The following is an 18,294-nucleotide window of genomic DNA, read 5'->3' as shown; positions in this document are numbered from 1 at the left end:
CGCCAAGGCTTCCCGATTGCCCTTTGTCTGCGCATAGTGTGCGCCAAGGGACGCCAGACACGGGGAAGCACGATGAAGAATGCCGCGACGATCGCCATCGGTCTGGCGACGCTGACGAGCCTGTTTGCGGCGGAGCCCGGCGCGGCGCAAACGCTGCGGCCCGACCAGCAGGCGTTCCGCGCGCTCTACAAGGAAATGGTCGAAACCGACACCAGCATCACGACGGGCAGCTGCACCGCGCTTGCCGGCAAGATTGCCGCGCGCTTCAAGGCGGCGGGCTTCGCCGACGCACAGATCACGCCCTTCTCGGTGCCCGATCATCCCAAGGAAGGCGGGCTGGTCGTCGTCTATCCGGGCAGCTCGAAGAGCGTCAAGCCGATGCTGCTGCTCGGCCATATCGACGTGGTCGTCGCCAAGCGCGAGGATTGGGTGCGCGATCCGTACACGCTGATCGAGGAAAACGGCTATTTCTATGGCCGTGGCACCGCCGACATGAAGGCGCTCGACGCGATCTGGGTCGATAGCCTGATCCGCTTCAAACAGCAGGGATACCAGCCCAAGCGCACGATCAAGCTTGCCTTGACGTGTGGGGAGGAGACGAGCTGGGCGTTCAACGGCGCGTCGTGGCTCGCGGCAAACAAGCCAGAGCTGATCGCTGCCGAATTCGCGCTCAACGAAGGCGGCGGCGGGCGCAGCGACGGGCATGGCAAGCTCGTCATCTCGACGCTCCATGTCGGCGAGAAGACCGCGATCAACTACCGCGTCGAGGCGACCAATCCGGGCGGGCACAGCTCGGCACCGGTCAAGGAAAACGCGATCTACCAGCTGTCCGACGCGATGGTCCGGCTGCGCGCCTATGATTTCCCCGTGATGATGACCGACACGACCAAGGCCTATTTCCGCACCGCCGGCGCCGCGCGCGGCGACGCTATGGGGCGTGCGATGATCGCGCTTGCCGCCAATCCCGCCGACACCGCGGCGCTGGCAACGGTCGACACCGACAAGAGCTATCATTCGATGCTGCGCACGACCTGCGTCGCCACACTGCTCGACGGCGGCCATGCCAATAACGCGCTGCCACAGCGTGCCGGCGCGAACATCAACTGCCGGATATTCCCCGGCGTTTCGCCCGACGCGGTGCGCGACCAGATCGCTGCCGTCATCGCCGATCCCGCACTCACCGTAAAGCAGACCGACAGCCGCGGGCCAGTCGCCAAGCCAGTGCCGCTCGACCCGAAAATCGTCGAGCCCGCTCGGACGCTGCTCGCCAAATACTATCCCGGCGTGCCGCTCAGCCCGATGATGTCGACCGGCGCGACCGACGGCATCTTCTTTGAGGCGATCGGCATCCCGGTCTATGGCCCGCCGGGCACGTACGGCGACCCTGACGGCAACGGCACGCACGGTCTCAACGAGCGCGCGATCGTCAAGGCGGTCTATTCGGGCCGCGATTATCTGTTCGATCTGATCAAGGCCTATGCCGGCTGAGCAACGCCGGGCGGGATGATCGCCCGGGGTCGACACGCTGCGGCTGCCTTCGCTAGGCTCGCCGCATCCCGAAAGGACTGAAGATGCGCCATGTTTTCCTGCTTGCTACCGTTGTCGCGGTGATCGGCTTCGCGCCCGCCCAGGCCGAAAATCCCTTCGCGCAGCGCAGCTCGCTGCCGTATCAGGCGCCGCCGTTCGACAAGATCCGGGACGGCGATTACCAGCCGGCGATCGAGCAGGGGATCGCCGAAAGCCTCGCCGAAGTGCGCGCCATCGCCGATAATCCCGCCGCGCCGACCTTCGACAACACGATCGTCGCGATGGAACGGCAGGGGCAGATGCTCGCGCGCGCGCAAGCTGCGTTCGGACAAGTCGCGCAGGCAAACACCAATCCGACGCTACAGGCCGCGCAAGCCGTCCTGGCACCGAAGCTCGCCGCCTATGGCGACACGATCTTCCTCGATCCCAAGCTGTTTGCCCGCGTCAAGAATTTGTACGACCGCAAGGCGTCGCTCAAGCTGGATGCCGAGCAAGCGATGCTGGTCGAGGAATACTATACGAACTTCGTGCGCGCCGGCGCGCAATTGTCGGCGGCCGATCAAACCACGCTGCGCGATCTCAACAAGCAGATCTCGATGGCCGGCATCGCGTTCCGCCAGCGCTTGCTCGCGGGTACCAAGGCCGGGGCGCTGGTGGTCGACGATCCGGCCAAGCTCGCCGGGATGTCGGCGGGCGAGGTCCAGTCGGCAGCGCGCGACGCCACCGAGCGCAAGCTGCCGGGCAAGTATCTCCTGCCGCTCCAGAACACGACGGGCCAGCCGGCGCTCGAGGCGCTGAGCGACCGAGCGACGCGCAAGGCGCTGTTCGACCAGAGCTGGACGCGCACGCAAAAGGGCGACGCCAACGACACGCGCGCCGCGATCCTCCAGCTGATCGCGCTGCGCACGCGCAAGGCCAATCTGCTCGGTTACAAGACCTGGGCGGATTATTCGCTGGCGGAGCAGATGGCCAAGACCGCCGACACGGCGCGCGGCTTCCTCGATGCGCTCGATGCTCCGACCGCTGCTGCGCAGGCGGCACAGGTCGGCGAGCTTCAGCAAGCGATCGATGCGGAGAAGGGAGGCTTCAAGCTCGAGCCGTGGGATTGGGAATTGTACGCCGAGAAGGTCCGCAAGGCGAAGTTCGACCTCGATCTCAACGAGACCAAGCCGTATCTCGAGATCTGGAACGTGCTCGAAAACGGAATCTTCTACGCCGCCAACCAGCTTTATGGGCTGACCTTCAAGCGGCGCAGCGACATTCCGACCTATCATCCCGACATTCGCGTCTACGAAGTGTTCGAGGAAAACGGCAAGCCGCTCGGGCTCGCCTATTTCGATTACTGGAAGCGCGACAACAAGTCGGGTGGCGCGTGGATGAACAGCTTCGTTCGGCAGGCGAAGATCTTCGGAACCAAGCCGGTCATCTCGAACACCGCCAATTTCACCAAGCCGGCGGCCGGCCAGCCGGGGCTGGTGACGTTCAGCGACGTGCGGACGATGTTCCACGAATTCGGCCACGGGTTGCACGGGCTGTTCGCGAACCAGACCTATCCGACGCTCTCAGGCACCGCGGTGGCGCGCGATTTCGTCGAATTCCCGTCGCAGTTCAACGAGCATTGGGCGCTCGAGCCGCGCGTGCTCGCGCATTATGCGCATCATTATCAGACCGGGGCGGCGATGCCCCAGGCGCTGGTCGACAAGATCAAGCGCGCCGAGACGTTCAACCAGGGCTACAGCTTCGGCGAGACGCTGGCGGCGGCGCAACTCGACATGGCGTGGCATTCGGTCCCGGCGACCGCGGTGCCGGGCGACGTCGATGCGTTCGAGGCCAAGGCGCTCGGCGCGACCGGGCTCGACGTGGCGCATGTGCCGCCGCGCTATCGCTCCAGCTATTTCGCGCACATCTGGGGCTCGGGCTATGCGGCGGGCTATTACGCCTATCTGTGGACCGACATGATCCAGCAGAATGTCTACGACTGGTTCGTCCAGCATGGCGGGATGACGCGCGCGAACGGACAGCGCATCCGCGACCTGGTGCTGTCGCGCGGCCATACCGAGGATTACTCGGTCATGTTCCGCGCAATGACGGGACACGACCCGCAAGTCGCGCCGCTGCTGCGCAAGCATGGCCTCGACCCGAAGACCCCCTAAGCGGCATCGCCGGCGGCCGACCGCCGCCGGCGAGCGACCGCCGACTTCCGAGCGGGCACGCGCCGGGGCCTATCGAACGAACTGGCCCGCTTCGACGAGGCTGGCCGGCGACGCCGACGTGCCGACCCACACCGTGTAGCGACCCGACGCGATCACCCAGCGATGCTCCGCGCTGTTCCAGACGCCGAGCGGATGATGGCTGGCGGCGGGATCGATCGTGATCGTCACGCTCTGCGTCGCGCCGGGCGCGACCGTGACGCGCCCGAACCCGACGAGACGCTTCGGCGGCTGTTTGACGCCCAGCCGATCCGCACTCTCGGGGAGCGAGACATACGCCTGGACGACCTCGGACCCCGAACGCTGCCCTGTGTTCCTGACACTGAGCGAGACGCGGTAGCGGCCCGTCGCGGCGTCGGTGGCGAGTTTCGGTGCCGATGTCGCGAAGCGGGTGTAGGACAAGCCGTGGCCGAACGCGAACGCCACGCAGGGGTTCACCCCGCCGACCGGCGCGCATTTCCCGAGCGGATTGGCGTCGTACCAGCGATAGCCGATGGCGAGCTTCTCGCTATATTGGACGGCCTGGAACGAGCCGCCCGGATCGCGCACGCCGGGGAATTGATCGGCAGCGATGGTATCGAGAAATCCCTTGCCCGCGACGGGGAAGGTGACCGGCAGCCGGCCGACCGGATCGACCCGGCCGAACAGTAGATCGGCGACGATGTTGCCGTCTTCCTGGCCGGGAAACCACGTTTCGAGGATCGCGGGGCCGTGGCTCCCGAGCAACGCCGGGTCCATCGCGACGCTGGCATTGTCCTTGAGCACGAGCACGGTCTTTGCCGGCATCGCAACGCCGGTGGTCGAGCGCGCAGCGAGGATCGCCTGCAGCATCGCCCCGGTCTGGCTCGACTTGGCGGTATTGCCCGCGGGATCGGTCGTGGCGATCGCGCTCGGCTTGGCGACGTACCAGTCGAGCGACAGGCCCGCCGCCGCGTTCGCCGCCAATTGGTGCCCGTCCTTGTCGGCAAAGGTCGCGCGATCGGCGCCTTCCTCGGCATTGGTGCCGGCCATCACGACGACCGAATCCGACGCGCCGATCGTCTCGAGCGCCTTGGCGAACGGGACCGAAACCCCGTCGATCGTCGCGCTGGCATTGGCATCGTCGATCAGCACCAGCTTGACCACCGCCTCGCCGCGCCCGAGCTCGCGCAACGCGGTGCGGATGCCGTCGATCGGGGCCACGGTGTAGTCGGGCACCACGTCGGAGCTCCCGCCGCCTGCGCCCATCGCCTTGCCGAGGATCGAGCCGCCGGCGATCGCTTGCTGCGCATAGGGTTGCGACGCCTTGCCGACGAGCGCGATGCTGCGCGCGGTCGGCGACAGCGGCAATGCGCCGTTATTCTGCAGCAGCACCGCCGCGCGCGTGCCGATCGCCCGCGCGGCTTTCCCGCCGGCGACGAAATCGATCGGCGTCTGGACGAGCTTGCGGTCGAAGATCCCCGCCTTGAACATCTGCGTATAGCGCCGTTCGAGCGCGGTATCGATCTGGCCGATCGCCAGGCTGTGCTGGCCGAGTGCCGCGCTGATCTTGTCAGGCGACCAGTAGAGCGGCGTCGGCATTTCGTGATCGGTGCCTGCTTCGAGCGACGGCACCGTGTTCTTCAGCGCGAAGAAATCGGTCTGGACGTAGCCGCTGAAGTTCCAGTCGTCGCGCAGCACGCCGGTCAGCATCGCCTTGTTGGCGCACGCCTGCAGGCCGTTGAGATAATTGTACGAACACATGATCGCGGCGACTTTGCCGTCCTTCACGCTCATTTCGAACGGGAGCAGATACAGTTCGCGCAGGACTTGGTCGTCGACGGTCTCGCGGATCGTCATCCGGTTGGTTTCCTGCTCGTTGGCGACGAAATGCTTCGCCATCGCGATGATTCCGGCCGACTGCACCGCCTTGGTCTCGGCGACCGCCATCGTGCCGGCGAGATACGGATCCTCGCCGAAATATTCGAAGTTGCGGCCGAGGATCGGCAAGCGCGCGAGGTTCATCCCCGGCGCTTCGAAGACGTGCAGCGCAAGGTTGTTCATCTCGGTCGCGATGACGCCGCCGAAGTCGGCCGCAACGCGCGGGTCGAACGAGGCCGCCACCGCCATGCCCGACGGGAGCGCGGTCGCGTGCGCCGAGCTAGGGTGCGAATACGGGAGAAAGAACGGCGCGCCCGGCACTGCGCGCGCCTTTTCGACGTCGCGCGAGACGCAGTCGTTCTGGCCGACCCCGACCGGGCCGTTGGTGATGCGAAAGGTCGGGATGGCGAGCGCGGCAATCCCCGTGACGTGGCGCGCGCCGAAGCATTCGGGCAGTTCGGGGAGGACCGACGGTTCGCTGCCGGTCAATTGCTGGAGCTTCTGCGCGAGCGTCATCGCCGCGACGAGCTGACGCGCACGCGACCGGGCGATCGCCTCCTTGGCCGCATCCGCGCGCGCGGCGGCTTGTTTTGCAACCGTGGCGCGCGCCATCCACGGGTGTGGCGTCGCAGCGTACGTCGGACCGGGAAGGCCCAGCGCCAGCGCCGCCACTCCTGCGAAATGGGCGATGCGCGCGGTGCGGATGGTCATGCTCTGCTCTCCTGTAGGGCCGCTTCGCGCGGCCTCGTCACTTCGCGGGGGGTGTCGCCTTGGCGTCGTAATAGGTCGCCAGCACGCCGAACGCCTGCTTGCGCTCGCCCGTTTCCGAGATCAGCCCCTTGCGGTTCCAGCCCTGCTGGAAGTCGGGGTTTTGCCGCCGCGGCGAGCGGAAATCCTTGAGGATCCACGGCGACATGCCGCGCAGCGTCGGCACGCGATCGGCCATCGCCAGCGTCGCGCGGTAGAAGTCGGCCTGGAATTCCTCGGAGAATTTCTGCGGCGCGGCACCGATGTCGTGGAAGCCGGCGCGGGCATCGGCGCCGAATTCGGAAAAGACCAGCGGCTTGCCGGCGGGTACGCGCCAGCTGATGCCGGGCACGTCGGCAAGCCGGTCGGGCGTGTACCAGCCGTTATAGGTGTTGATCGCCAGCACATCGAGCACGTCGGCGAGCGGATCGGCCATCGTCATCACCGGTCCGGTCGGGCCCTGCGAGCGTTCGACCAGCAGCGCCGCGCTAACGAGGCGCGTGTCGTCGAGCGCGCGTACGTCGCTGACGAGCGTGCGCAGGAAGGTGTTGCGCGCATCGGTCACCGGGGTTTCGTTGGCGACGCTCCAGATCGCGATCGAGGCGCGGTTGCGGTCGCGCAGGATGTTTTCCGCCACCATGTTGCGCGCCGTCGCCAGCGTGTCGGGGTTGGACCAGGCGACGAGCCAGTAGACCGGCACTTCGCTCCACACGATCAGGCCCATCTCGTCGGCCATCCGCGTCATCACCTCGGAATGCGGATAGTGCGACAGCCGGACATAGTTGCCGTGCAACCCGTCCTTGATCTCGCCGAGCAGCGCACGTGCCGCCGCCTGGGTGATGGCGCGGGTCGGCTCGGTGCCGATCTCCTCCTCGTGGAGCGAGATGCCGCGCAGGAAGATCGGTTTGCCGTTGAGCAGGATGTCGGTGCCGCGCACTTCGATCGTGCGGAAGCCGATCCGATCGCGCCACGTGTCGGCCCCGGCGGCGATCGTCACGTCGTAGAGCTGCGGGCGTTCGGGCGACCAGCGGATCAGCGCGCGCGGCGCGGCGACGGTCGCGCGCCAATTGCCCTTCGCATCGGTGCGGCCCGCCAGATCGAGCCCGAGCTTGGCGATGCGCAGATGGAGTGGCTGGTCGCCGGCCTGCGGGCCGCGCAGATGCGCCTCGACCGCCAGCTTGCCATCGCGCGTCATGCGCACCCAGGCGTCGTCGACATAGGTGTCGGGCGTCGAGATCAGCCGCACGGCGCGCGTGATGCCGCCGTAATTCTCCCAGTCGGTGACGGGCGGCGGCACGGTGGCCGCGGTCGCTTGGGAATCGACTCCGACGGTGATCTGGTTGTCGCCGTCGCGCAGCAGTCCGGTGACGTCGAACGCGAAGGGCGTGAAGCCGCCTTCATGGCGCCCGAGCGGCTTGCCGTTGAGATAGACGACGGTCGCGTAATTGGCGGCACCGAAGCGGAGGAAGCTGCGTCCCTTGCGCTGCGCCGGCGCGGGGAAGCTGCGCTGATACCACATCAGTCCCTGATAATGGCGCAGCTCGGGCGCCTCGGTGAGCCACGACGAGGGCAGGGTGGTGACGGGCGAGTGCGGCAGGTCGAACTCGAACAGCGCGCGATTGTCGTCGCGCATCGCCTTGCCGACGTCGAGATCGAGATAGCGTTGCTGCGACAGCCCCGGCACTTCGCCGTGGAAGCCGGCCAGCCCCGAGCGGAACGGGTCGATCGAATAATGCCACGGCCCCGACAGATCGACCCCGTCGCGCATGTCGGCCGAGGCGAGCAGCGGACTGGTCTTGACCGTCGCCAGCGTCAGCGGCTGCGGCGCAACCTCCTGCGCCGCGACCGGCGCCGCACCGACGAGCACCGCCGCCACCAAATACCGAATCTTGCGAGTCATCTGCACGTCAGCGTTCCTCTGTGGTGATCTGTGGATTTGCGGCGTCGGCGCGCGCGAAGGCGATGCCGCGTTCTAGCCCACGCAATTCGGCGAGCCCGCGCATCCGGCCGAGCAGCGAATAGCCCGGGTTGGTGCGCTTGGTCAGATCGTCGAGCATCTGGTGCCCGTGATCGGGGCGCATCGGGATCGAGCGTCCGAGCCGTTGCTGCAGCCGGTGCACCGCGCCGACGATCGCCGCCATGTTGGCATCGCCTTCGAGGTGCGGGGCTTCGTGGAAGGCACCATCGGGCTCGCGCTGGACCGATCGCAAATGGAGGAAGCCGATCCGGTCGCCGAGCCGATCGACCATCCCCGGCAGATCGTTGTCCGCGCGAACACCGAACGAGCCCGCGCAGAAGCACAGCCCGTTGGCGCGGCTCGGCACGCGCGCGAACAGGTCGGCGACATCGGCCTCGGTGCTGATGGTGCGCGGCAGGCCGAAGATCGGGAAGGGCGGGTCGTCGGGATGGACGACCAGCTGCACGCCGACTTCTTCGGCGACGGGGCAGACGGCTTGGAGAAAGGCGATGTGGTTGGCGCGTAACTGGTCGGGCCCGATCTCGGCATAGGTGTCGATCGCCGCGAGGAATTCGGCCTCGGTGAAGCTCTCCTCGCTGCCCGGCAGCCCGGCAACGATCGTCCGCGCCAGTGCGGTGCGCGCCGTGTCGTCCATCGCCGCAAAGCGGCGGCTTGCGGCATCGACAAGCGCGGGCGCGTAATCGCCCTCGGCACCGGGACGGCGCAGGATGTGGATGTCGTAGGTCGCGACCGCCTCGAGCTCGAAGCGCAGCGCGAGCGCGCCATCGGGCATTGCCCAGGCCAGATCGGTGCGAGTCCAGTCGAGCAGCGGCATGAAATTGTAGGTGACGACCGTGATCCCGCACGCCGCCAGATTGCGCAGACTCTCGCAATAGTGCGCGATCAGGCGGTCGCAGTCGGGCCCGCGCGTCTTGATCGCCTCGTGCACCGGCACGCTTTCGACGACACTCCAGCCAAGCCCGGCTTGTTCGATCATCGTCTTGCGCGCGGCGATCGCGGCGCGCGGCCAGACGTCGCCATTCGCCACCTCGTGCAGCGCCGTCACCACTTCGCTTGCGCCGGCCTGGCGGATATCGCGGAGCGACACCGGATCCTCGGGGCCGAACCAGCGCATCGTCTGTGTCATCAACATGAAGGCACTAGCTCCCGAGCCGTTGCACCGATGTGCGGCGTGGCCCTCATCGTGTTTGCCTACCCAGCGGGTTTGAATTCGAAGCTCATGCCCGCCGCCTTGCCCGGCTGGAAACCCTTCCACAGCGTCGCGGCCGGCGGCCCGGGGCTGTATTCGGTGTGGCGGCCGGGCGTCAGGCCGGCCCAGACGCCATCATTCGAATTTGGCACCAGCCCGTCGAGATAGCTGGCCTTTGCGGCGTCGCCCTTGACGTAGCGGTCGAGGAACGCCGTGATGAAATGCGCTTCGACCGCAAGCAGCCGGTCCTTGCGCCACGCCGCATCCTCGAACCAGTCCTTGTCCCAGAAGGTGCGCTGCATCGCCGGTGGCGCGGCGATCAACCCGATGCTGTGGCCGGCCTCGCGAAAGGTGAGCAGATAGCGCGGCGCGTGGACGGCTTCGTCGAACAGCGTGCGCACGCCGGGCGCATAGCCGACGGTGCGGTCCTGGCTGCCGACGATGAACAGCGTCGGGGCCGTGAGCGCGCCGACGCCGGGTTTGGCCCAGAGCGGCGTGCCACGGATCACGCTTGCCGGGGAAATCGCCACCACGGCTTTCAGGTTGGCGACCTTGAGCGTGTCGGCCGCGCGGGCCCCCGCGACATACGGCGCGAGCACGCCGCGCGTCGCCGCCGCGAGCCCCGGATCGAGCGGTGCGCCCGCCGCGGTCAACACGCCGTAACCGCCCATCGAATAGCCGATCAGCGCGGTCCGCGTCGGGTCGGCGCTGGCGAACAGGCCTTGCCCGGCGGTCGCGCGCCGCTGCGCCTCGGCCGCGACGAAGGCGATGTCGAGCGGGCGCCGCGTGATCGGGCCGGCGGCGGCGGCCGCTGTGCGGATCGTGATCGAGGGATCGCGAAACGCCGGGGTGACGACGAGATACCCCTTGCTCGCGAGGTTCTCGCCGAGCCAGGACAGCACTTCGGGGGTGTTGCTGTAGCCGTGCGCGAGGATGACGAGCGGGAAGCGACCGGCCGCGGCCTGCGCGCCTGGGGTGGCGATGCCCGCAACGGCAAAGACGACGTCGCGGCCGTCTTCGCCCGGCAAGCCGGTGCGATAGAGCGTGCCGCGTCCGGCTGCTGCGGCGGGATACCAGATTTTGAGCGGGAGATGCCGGTCAGCCACCGTCGGTACAACTGTGCCCGTCAGCGGATCGGCCTGTGCCGGCTGGACGAACTCCACGTCCGCGACCCCGACCGGATGCGCGCCAAGCCGCGCGAGTTCGGGCGCATCGATGCCGGGCCGGGCTTGTGCGGTTTGCGCCGACGCCTCTCCGGCAGGTGCCCGTTGGGCCGGGGCGGCGCTGGTAAGGAGCGCCCCGGCGCCACACGCGGCGAGCGCGATCTTGAGCTTGTGCTGCATCATACGGTCCCTGATCAAGTTCGATGCCAGCAACGCGGGCGGGGGGCGGCAACGGCCGCCCCCCGCAGACCTTCAGAAGTTCAGCGCGAGCCGCACCCCGCCATAACGCCGGAAATCGCGTGGCAAAATCGCCTGCGTTGCCTGCGCACCACCGAAATTGCCCGCCGTGTTCACCAGTGCCGGGAAATATTGCTTGTCGAACAGATTGTTGACGAAGCCGACCAGTTCCCAGCGGCGGTTGGCATCGCGGATGCCGAGGCCGATGTTGAAGATGCTGTACGCCTTCTGGATCGTCTCGGGATCCTGCGACAGCGAATAGTTGACCGTGCTGGTATATTGCCAGTTGATCTGCGCCACGCCGCGCAGCGTATCGCCGATTGCCGGCGAATAATCCGCACCCGCCGACAGCTTCCATTCGGGCGCCTGCGCCGCGCGCGCGCCGGCCAGATTTTGGCGTGCTGGCGTGCCGGTGCAGCCCTGCGCCGCGGTCTGCCCGATATAGCATTGCGCGACCGGGAACGATTTGATCCGCGCATCGAGATAGGTCGCGGCGGCGTTGATCGACACGTCGTGGCCGATCCGCGCCGTGCTCTCGACCTCGACACCGCGCGTGTTGAGCTTGCCGACATTGGCGAGGCGGAAATTCTGCGTGCCGTCGGGCAGCGTCTCGATGCCCTGTGCCTGGAGGTTGGTGAAGTTGGTATCGAACACCGTGGCGTTGAGCGTCACGCGGCGATTGAGGAACTGCGTCCGCAGGCCCAATTCGAAGTCGCGCGAGGTCTCGGGCTTGATCGGCCCGGCGAGCGCACGGTTTGCGTTGAAGCCGGTGGTCAGATCGTAGGTCTGGCCTTTGTACCCGGTCGAATAGGTCCCGAACACGCTCACGTCGGGCGTGAATTCGTAGCGCAGGCTGACGCGGTGCGTCTCGGCGGTATCTTCCGCACCGCCGCTGAAGAACGCGTTGCCGTTCTGGATGTCGCGGAAGGTGTAGTTGATCTTCTCGTTCTGGACACGCAGCCCGCCGGTCAGCGTCGCCTTGGGCAGGAATTCCCAATCGGCCTGGACGAAGCCCGCAAGCTGGCGCGAGGCCGACGTGGCGTACCAATTGGCGAGCGAGAAGGCCGGACCGCGATAGAACGGGCGGTTGAAGTCGACCTTCGCGAAATAGGCGCCGATCGTGTAGCGGAACGGCTTGTCGCCCGGCGACTGCAGCCGCAGTTCCTGCGTCACCAGCTTCGAATTGAACGTGCCGATCTGGACGTTGCTGCCGATCGGCACGGCCAGCGCGGTATCGTCCTGATCGAGGAAGTCGTTGAGCTGGAACTTGTCGTACGAGGTAATCGACACCAGCGTCAGATCGCCAAGCCCGAATTCGCCACGCAGATAGCCGCCATACCCTTCGTAATTGGTACGTGCGTTGTAATTGTTGCTGATCTTGTCGTTCTGCGTGCTCGGCGTGAAGCCCGGGAAGACCACCGCTGGCGTCAGCCCCGCAGTGTTGCGGAACAGCGCGTTGGGCGCGACGCGGATGAAGGGACGACCGACGTCGGTCTTGCCGTTGAGATAGTTGGCCGACAGCGTGATGGCGATGTCGTCGCTCGGCTTCCAGCGCAGCTTGCCGCGCGTGTTGAACGTGCGGCGGCCATTGACGTCCTTGCCGTTGAAGACGTTACGGACGTTGCCGTCGTAGTAGTTGTAGCTGCCCGAAAAGACGTAGCCCAGCTCGGGGCTGATCGGCCCCGACAGGCTGAAATTGCCGCCATATTCCTGATCGCTCGTCACCAGCGCGTTGGCGCGGGCGTGGAAGGTGGGTGTCGGGTTGCGGGTGATGATATTGATCAGGCCGGCCGACGCCGCCTTGCCGTAAAGCGTGCTCTGTGGCCCGCGCAGCACTTCGATCCGCTCAACATCGGGCAGATCGGAAAAGGCGCGTGCCTGGAATGCGAGCGGGACTTCGTCGACCAGCACGGCGACGCTCGGCTCGACGCCGATCCCGAACGCGAAGGTGCCAACGCCGCGCAGCGAGACATTGGCGTTGACCGGATGCTCGGCGGGGCGGACGACGAGCGACGGGGCGACTCGGCCAAGATCCTGAAACTCGCGTACGCCCGCTGCCTGGAGCTGCGCAGGCTGCAGAACCGAAACCGCGAGCGGCACGTCCTGCACGTTCTCGGCGCGTTTGTTGGCGGTGACGATGATGTCGGTTGCGCTGTCAGGGTCGGGTGCGACGGTACTGGTCGGGCCACCTGGGGCGCTTTGCGATGGTTGGGTTAGTGCGCCCGGCGCGGCGGTTTGTGCCAGAGCGGGCGTGGCCCCGACGAGCATTACAGCGATCAACGCGTTACGGCACACGGAATTGCACAGGATCGTCATGGTGTCCCCCCCAAATCGGACCGCAACTTCTTTGGTGTTTGCGGACCCGTTAGAAGCGAAAGCTATCAAATGGCCTGACCACATGCAAGGGGTTGCCAAGTATCATGGTATGTCCAGCTATGTGCATGCTTTATAGGCAAACTCAGGATTTTGTTGCCATCGGAGACGATATTCTCCGATGGCGGCCTGGACAAATTTGAACAGACCAATTGTCGCGATTGCAGACTTTAGGCAGACGATGGACACAACGACCGCCGAGTCGAGGTGTCGGTTGCTTCATCGATTCTGGACGGTAGTCAGCGACTACCGAGCGGCTTTGGGGCAGTTTATCGGAGTGCGCCGAAGGGCCGTTCGTTCCGTCCCGCGCGGAGCGAGCTGGCTAGGCAGTCGAAGAGGTGCCAGTCGGTGACCTCCATGCCCTCACCATGGCCTTGGCTGCGTTGGTGTGAGCGTGAGGTCGTGACTTGCGGTCACGCCGTCGGTGAGGGGCACGCGCCGGGAGCACCCGATCAACGACCATCGAAGCGGTTGCCACCACGATTGGCACGCCGCAGATGGTCGTCAGGGCTATGGTCGCATTGCACGGTCGTCGGTGTCGGCGAAGCGATGTAGTGTAGCGAACGCAACGAACTAAGCGGCGCACGTGCTTCGGCCTTGCGCAGCGACACAGGGGACCGCGACATGGCAAGGGTATCGGCACGCAAACGCGCACTCGCCAAATTGGCCGGCGGCGCCGTCATCGCCCTTATCCCGCTCGCTGCAGCGCAAGCCGGCCCGCTCGCCTCGATCGACCGTAACGGCAGTCGCGTCGCGATCGAACCCTATGCTCCCAACATCGTGCGCGTGACGATCGCGCTCGACCGCGATCTCGCCGAGGCCGCGCCCGGGCCTGGCCCGAATGCCACGCCCGACGCATCGGGGTGGAGCCACCGCGCCGACGCATCGGGCGACGTGTTCGCCTCGTCGGCGCTGTCGCTCACCGTCGATGCGCAGCCCTGGCCCAAGGCGCCGAGCCAGATGGAGCGCTATTTCGCGCCGTCGCTGCCGCCGGTGTCGATCAGCGTGAACGGCGCCGACGGGCACCGCATCACGCAGATGACCGGGTGGGAAATGGCGCCGCACACCGTTGCGGGCGAAAAGACCTTCAAGGTCGGTGCGAGCTTTGCCGCCCCGCTCGACGAGCATTATTACGGGCTCGGCCAGAACCAGGACGGCAAGCTCGACCTGCGCGGTCGCACGATCGACTGCCGCCACAATTACGATGCGCCGGCGGGCGAGACGGTCTGCGTGCCGTTCATGGTGACCAACAAGGGCTATGGCATCGTGTGGGACAACCCGTCGGCGACGACGGTGTCGCCCGGGCTGCACAACAGCACGCACTGGCAATCCGAGGTCGGCGAGCGCGTCTCGTTCTTCGTCATCACCGGCGCAACCACCGACGAACTTTATGCCGGTTATGCCCGGCTGACCGGCAGGACGCCGCTCCCCCCAAAGGCCGCGTTCGGGCTGATCCAGAGCAAGGCGCGCTACGAGAGCCAGGCCGAACTGCTCGCCGTGGCGGAGGGCTATCGCAGCCGCGGCTATCCGCTCGACGTGATGGTGCTGGACTGGTTCTACTGGACCCGGATGGGGCAGCTCGACATCGATCGCACCTTCTTCCCCGACCCCAAGGGGATGAACGCCCAGCTCAAGGGGCTCGGCCTGCGCAGCATCATCAGCGTGTGGCCGCGTTTCGAGAAGGAGTCGCGCTACTTCAACATGCTCGCCGCCAAGGGCTGGCTGCTGCACGATTCCGACGGCAGCGTCGTCGACGGGCTGCCGATCCGCTCGGATCGCGCGGGCGCTCTGCTCGACAGCACCAATCCCGATGCGCGCGGCTGGTTCTGGGATCGCATTCGCGACAATATCGCCTCGCAGGGCTTCGACTGGTTCTGGCTCGACGAGACCGAGCCCGACCTCGTCCCCGACGGTCATCAGTTCGCGATCGGCTCGGGCGATCGCTATCGCAATCTTTTCCCGCTCGTGCACACCGCCAGCGTCGCCGATGGATCGGCCAAGGACCGGCCCGATTTCCGCAACCTGATCCTGTGCCGCGCCGCCTATCTCGGCACGCAGCGCAACGGCTGCCTGTTCTGGTCGTCCGACGTTCAGGCGACCTGGGAAGCACTCAGGCGCCAGGTCCCGACCGGGCTCAACTTCACCGCGTCGGGCATGGCGTACTGGAGCAGCGACACGGGCGGCTGGCAGTATCCGAATGGCCCCAAGGCCGAGCACCCCGTGCTGCTCGATCCTGCCGGCGCGACCACGATGGCGCCGAGCTATGCCGATTACCCCGAGCTGTTCGTGCGCTGGTTCGAGTACAACACCTTCACCCCGACGCTGCGCATCCACGGTCAGCGGCCCAGGACCGCGGTCTGGGAGTATGGCAAGGCGGCCGAGCCGGTGCTCGCGCACTATCTGAAGCTGCGCTACGCGCTGGTGCCGTATCTCTATGCGATGGCGCATCACACCCATGAGAGCGGCGCGCCGTTCATGCGCGCGCTGTTCATGGATTTCCCGAACGACCCCAAGGTCAACGACATGGGCGACGAATATATGTTCGGCCCCGCCTTCCTCGTCGCACCCGTGACCGAGCAGGGCGCGACGAGCCGGCCGGTCTATCTGCCGGCAGGCGCCGACTGGTACGATTACTGGACCAACAAGCGGCATACTGGTGGCCAGACGATCACCGCCGCCGCGCCGATCGACACGATCCCGCTGTTCGTCCGCGCCGGATCGATCGTGCCGATGGGCGCGCACGTCCCCAGCACCGCGACGCGCCAGCCGCTCGAGAGCATCCGCGTCTATCCCGGGCGCTCGACCAGCTTCACGCTGTACGACGATGACGGCGTGAGCAACGCCTATCGCAAGGGCGGCGGCACCGCGACATTGCGCTGGGACGATGCCGCCCGCCGGCTGACCGCCTCGGGCAAGCTGCCGAGCGGGCAGGATCCGGGCATGCTGGTCAAGGTGATCGGGCGCTAACGTCCGGAGCCCGCTTTCGATCTCATGCGCCACCCGATGGTCGTGGCGGCGGTGCGACGCCGTGCCTGAGCGGCACGCTGGACGAGAATGAGGCGGAGACCGAACCGGTCGGCTGGGTCTATCTGGCGGACCTGCGGGCGCCTGCGCGAATTGCGGCGCTTGCGCGACACGTCATGCTGCAGGGGCTGACGGCAGCACCGGCCCGAGCAGGACCGGGGCGTTCGGATCGACGCCTGCGGGCGCTATGCCACGATGGTGCCGCTCGACACCAAGGATAGTGTGCCGATAACGATCGAGCCGATGACTCGCGGTTGCGCGATCTGACGGGCGGGCGTGGCTACCAGGTCAGGCCTTGCCGATCGGTGCCCGGCTTATCGACCCGCCTTCCGGTCGGCGTCCGTCGCGGCACGAAGCGCTCCATATTCGGCACCGGTGTTCCACGTCGGCCAGGCGGATGCGTTCGCAACCTCGAGGCCGAGATCATAGGCGACGGTCGCCTCCTGGACGGTGCCCGCAAAGCTCCATGCCGGATCAAACGCGTCGCTCGGCTGGTGATAGCGCTTCGCATTGTAGTCGGCCACGATCGCTGCGCCCGTCTCCGTGCCACCGTTGACGAGATCGCGACCGGCACGGAAGGTGATGGCGGGCACGCCCCGCCGGGCGAAGGAAAATTGGTCGGATCGGAAGTACCAGCCGGCCTCGATCGCAGGTTCGTCGATGACGCTGAGCGCCTGGGTCCCGGCAATGCGGCGCAGATCGGCCTCGAGCGAAACGCGGCCACTGCCGATCAATTCGATGTCCTTTGCCGCGGGCAACACCACGTGCGGATCGAGGTTGATAACCGCCGCGGTGGTGGCGAGGGGATAGACCGGATGCGCGGCGTAATACTCGGACCCGAGCAGGCCCTTCTCTTCCGCGGTCCAGGCCGCAAAGACCACGCTACGCGCCGGCCGTGGCCCGCGCGCGAAAGCGCGGGCGACCTCGATCAACTCGGCTGTGCCCGTCGCATTGTCGACGGCGCCGTTTCGGATGCCGTCGCCCGCGACCGGGCCGTTCTGCCCGTTTGCGTCCCAATGCGCACCGTAGAGGACGGTTTCGTCCGGCCGACGTGTCCCGCGCACTCTACCGATGACATTATGGCTGACGATCGGCGTCGCCTTCAGGCTGCCCTGTGCTGCCACGCTGCCGTCGCCGAGCGGGAAGGCGCGGAACCTTGGGTCGCGCGCGCGTGCCTTGAGGGTCGCCAGATCGAGCCCTGCGTGGCTGAGCATCAAGGCAGCGACATCGCCGCGCAGCCAGCCCGACAGCATGAAACCGGGTGAGGGCGGGAGCGGTGCGATGACCATTGCCGGCAGAGCGTCGCCGCTTGCCACTTGCAGGAACGGATAGCTGGCGGCCGCATCCTCGTGGATCACCAGGACGCCGGCAGCGCCCGCCTTGGCAGCGGCTGCGAACTTCTCGCCCACGCGTCCTTCGAAGGCGAGCCGACGACCTTCGAAGCCGAGATCGCGGCCCGCCTCAAAGTCCGGGTCATTGGCCAAGACGACGGCGATCTTGCCGCGCATGTCGATGCCGGCATAGGCGTCCCAACCGAGCTTTGCGTTGACGACCCCGTAGCCCGCGAACACCAGCGGCGCATGTGCGAGCGTCGTGTCGCCAGGGTTGCGGAGCGACAAGGTCGCATCGCGACCGAGCGCCAGAGACCGGTGCCATTTCCCGACCGTCAGCGCGAGCGTCGCCCCGGCTTGTCGATCAAGCCTGATGAGCGGCACGTCCTGATACCAGCCGCCATGCTCACCCGCAGGTTCCAGTCCGGCTGCGGCGAATTGTCGGGCGATGTGGTCGATCGTCTTGTCTTCGCCAGCCTCGCCCGGTCCGCGACCCAGGAACGCATCGGACGACAGGGTCCGGACATCGGCTTTGATACGGTCGGCCGAGATCGGGGTGACGACAGCGGCGGCGAGAGCGACGAGCGATATGAGCATGCTGGCATCTTGGGATGAGCCATGCCGTCCTGGCAACCATCATTCGATCGGCGAGGCTGCGATCGCCTCGCCGAAACCC

9 protein-coding genes are annotated in these 18,294 nt (G+C 66.8%); 3 read left to right on the top strand and 6 right to left on the bottom strand.

The window, feature by feature from the left end; genetic code table 11:
* Positions 1 to 72 precede the first annotated feature (72 nt).
* Both IE187_RS17290 and IE187_RS17285 read left to right on the top strand, forming a co-directional pair.
* On the top strand, positions 73 to 1,488 hold the full coding sequence (locus IE187_RS17290) for a M20/M25/M40 family metallo-hydrolase (protein WP_189677271.1): 1,416 nt from the start codon (positions 73 to 75) through the stop codon (positions 1,486 to 1,488).
* Between the two features lie 83 nt (positions 1,489 to 1,571).
* Entirely contained in the window at positions 1,572 to 3,680 is a 2,109-nt protein-coding gene (locus IE187_RS17285) for a M3 family metallopeptidase (RefSeq protein WP_189677270.1), read from the top strand.
* A 69-nt stretch (positions 3,681 to 3,749) separates the two neighbouring features.
* Here the strand turns inward: IE187_RS17285 and IE187_RS17280 are convergent, their stop codons facing one another.
* The 5 genes from IE187_RS17280 to IE187_RS17260 form a co-directional block, all read right to left on the bottom strand.
* Entirely contained in the window at positions 3,750 to 6,287 is a 2,538-nt protein-coding gene (locus IE187_RS17280) for a beta-glucosidase family protein (protein WP_229839476.1), read from the bottom strand.
* A 37-nt stretch (positions 6,288 to 6,324) separates the two neighbouring features.
* Positions 6,325 to 8,223, bottom strand: a complete 1,899-nt coding sequence (locus IE187_RS17275) for a glycoside hydrolase family 2 protein (RefSeq protein WP_189677455.1) — start codon at positions 8,221 to 8,223, stop codon at positions 6,325 to 6,327.
* Between the two features lie 7 nt (positions 8,224 to 8,230).
* The gene (uxuA, locus tag IE187_RS17270) at positions 8,231 to 9,433 is read right to left on the bottom strand and encodes a mannonate dehydratase (protein WP_189677269.1); all 1,203 of its coding nucleotides are present in this window, start codon (positions 9,431 to 9,433) and stop codon (positions 8,231 to 8,233) included.
* Between the two features lie 59 nt (positions 9,434 to 9,492).
* Positions 9,493 to 10,833: an alpha/beta hydrolase family protein gene (locus IE187_RS17265; protein ID WP_189677268.1), complete on the bottom strand. Its 1,341-nt coding sequence runs from the start codon at positions 10,831 to 10,833 to the stop codon at positions 9,493 to 9,495.
* Positions 10,834 to 10,905: 72 nt separating this feature from the next.
* Complete coding sequence (locus IE187_RS17260; protein WP_229839475.1) at positions 10,906 to 13,206, bottom strand: TonB-dependent receptor; 2,301 nt, start codon at positions 13,204 to 13,206, stop codon at positions 10,906 to 10,908.
* A gap of 681 nt (positions 13,207 to 13,887) precedes the next feature.
* Between IE187_RS17260 and IE187_RS17255 the strand changes: the two genes are divergently transcribed.
* Positions 13,888 to 16,230 carry a glycoside hydrolase family 31 protein gene (locus IE187_RS17255; RefSeq protein ID WP_189677267.1) on the top strand — a complete coding sequence of 781 codons (2,343 nt, stop codon included), beginning with the start codon at positions 13,888 to 13,890 and terminating at the stop codon, positions 16,228 to 16,230.
* A 371-nt stretch (positions 16,231 to 16,601) separates the two neighbouring features.
* On the opposite strand, the gene IE187_RS17250 is transcribed toward IE187_RS17255, so the two are convergent.
* On the bottom strand, positions 16,602 to 18,215 hold the full coding sequence (locus IE187_RS17250; protein ID WP_189677266.1) for a M28 family peptidase: 1,614 nt from the start codon (positions 18,213 to 18,215) through the stop codon (positions 16,602 to 16,604).
* Positions 18,216 to 18,294: the final 79 nt, after the last annotated feature.

Source organism: Sphingomonas glacialis (genome assembly GCF_014653575.1).
Lineage (GTDB): Bacteria > Pseudomonadota > Alphaproteobacteria > Sphingomonadales > Sphingomonadaceae > Sphingomonas > Sphingomonas glacialis.
Note: the sequence above shows the minus strand (reverse complement) of the source record. Positions and strands in the feature narration are given on the sequence as shown.

Coding starts and splice junctions, on each gene's coding strand:
- IE187_RS17290 (WP_189677271.1), top strand. CDS start 73: ATGAAGAATGCCGCGACGATCGCCATCGGTCTGGCGACGCTGACGAGC.
- IE187_RS17285 (WP_189677270.1), top strand. CDS start 1,572: ATGCGCCATGTTTTCCTGCTTGCTACCGTTGTCGCGGTGATCGGCTTC.
- IE187_RS17280 (WP_229839476.1), bottom strand. CDS start 6,287: ATGACCATCCGCACCGCGCGCATCGCCCATTTCGCAGGAGTGGCGGCG.
- IE187_RS17275 (WP_189677455.1), bottom strand. CDS start 8,223: ATGACTCGCAAGATTCGGTATTTGGTGGCGGCGGTGCTCGTCGGTGCG.
- uxuA (WP_189677269.1), bottom strand. CDS start 9,433: ATGTTGATGACACAGACGATGCGCTGGTTCGGCCCCGAGGATCCGGTG.
- IE187_RS17265 (WP_189677268.1), bottom strand. CDS start 10,833: ATGCAGCACAAGCTCAAGATCGCGCTCGCCGCGTGTGGCGCCGGGGCG.
- IE187_RS17260 (WP_229839475.1), bottom strand. CDS start 13,206: ATGACGATCCTGTGCAATTCCGTGTGCCGTAACGCGTTGATCGCTGTA.
- IE187_RS17255 (WP_189677267.1), top strand. CDS start 13,888: ATGGCAAGGGTATCGGCACGCAAACGCGCACTCGCCAAATTGGCCGGC.
- IE187_RS17250 (WP_189677266.1), bottom strand. CDS start 18,215: ATGCTCATATCGCTCGTCGCTCTCGCCGCCGCTGTCGTCACCCCGATC.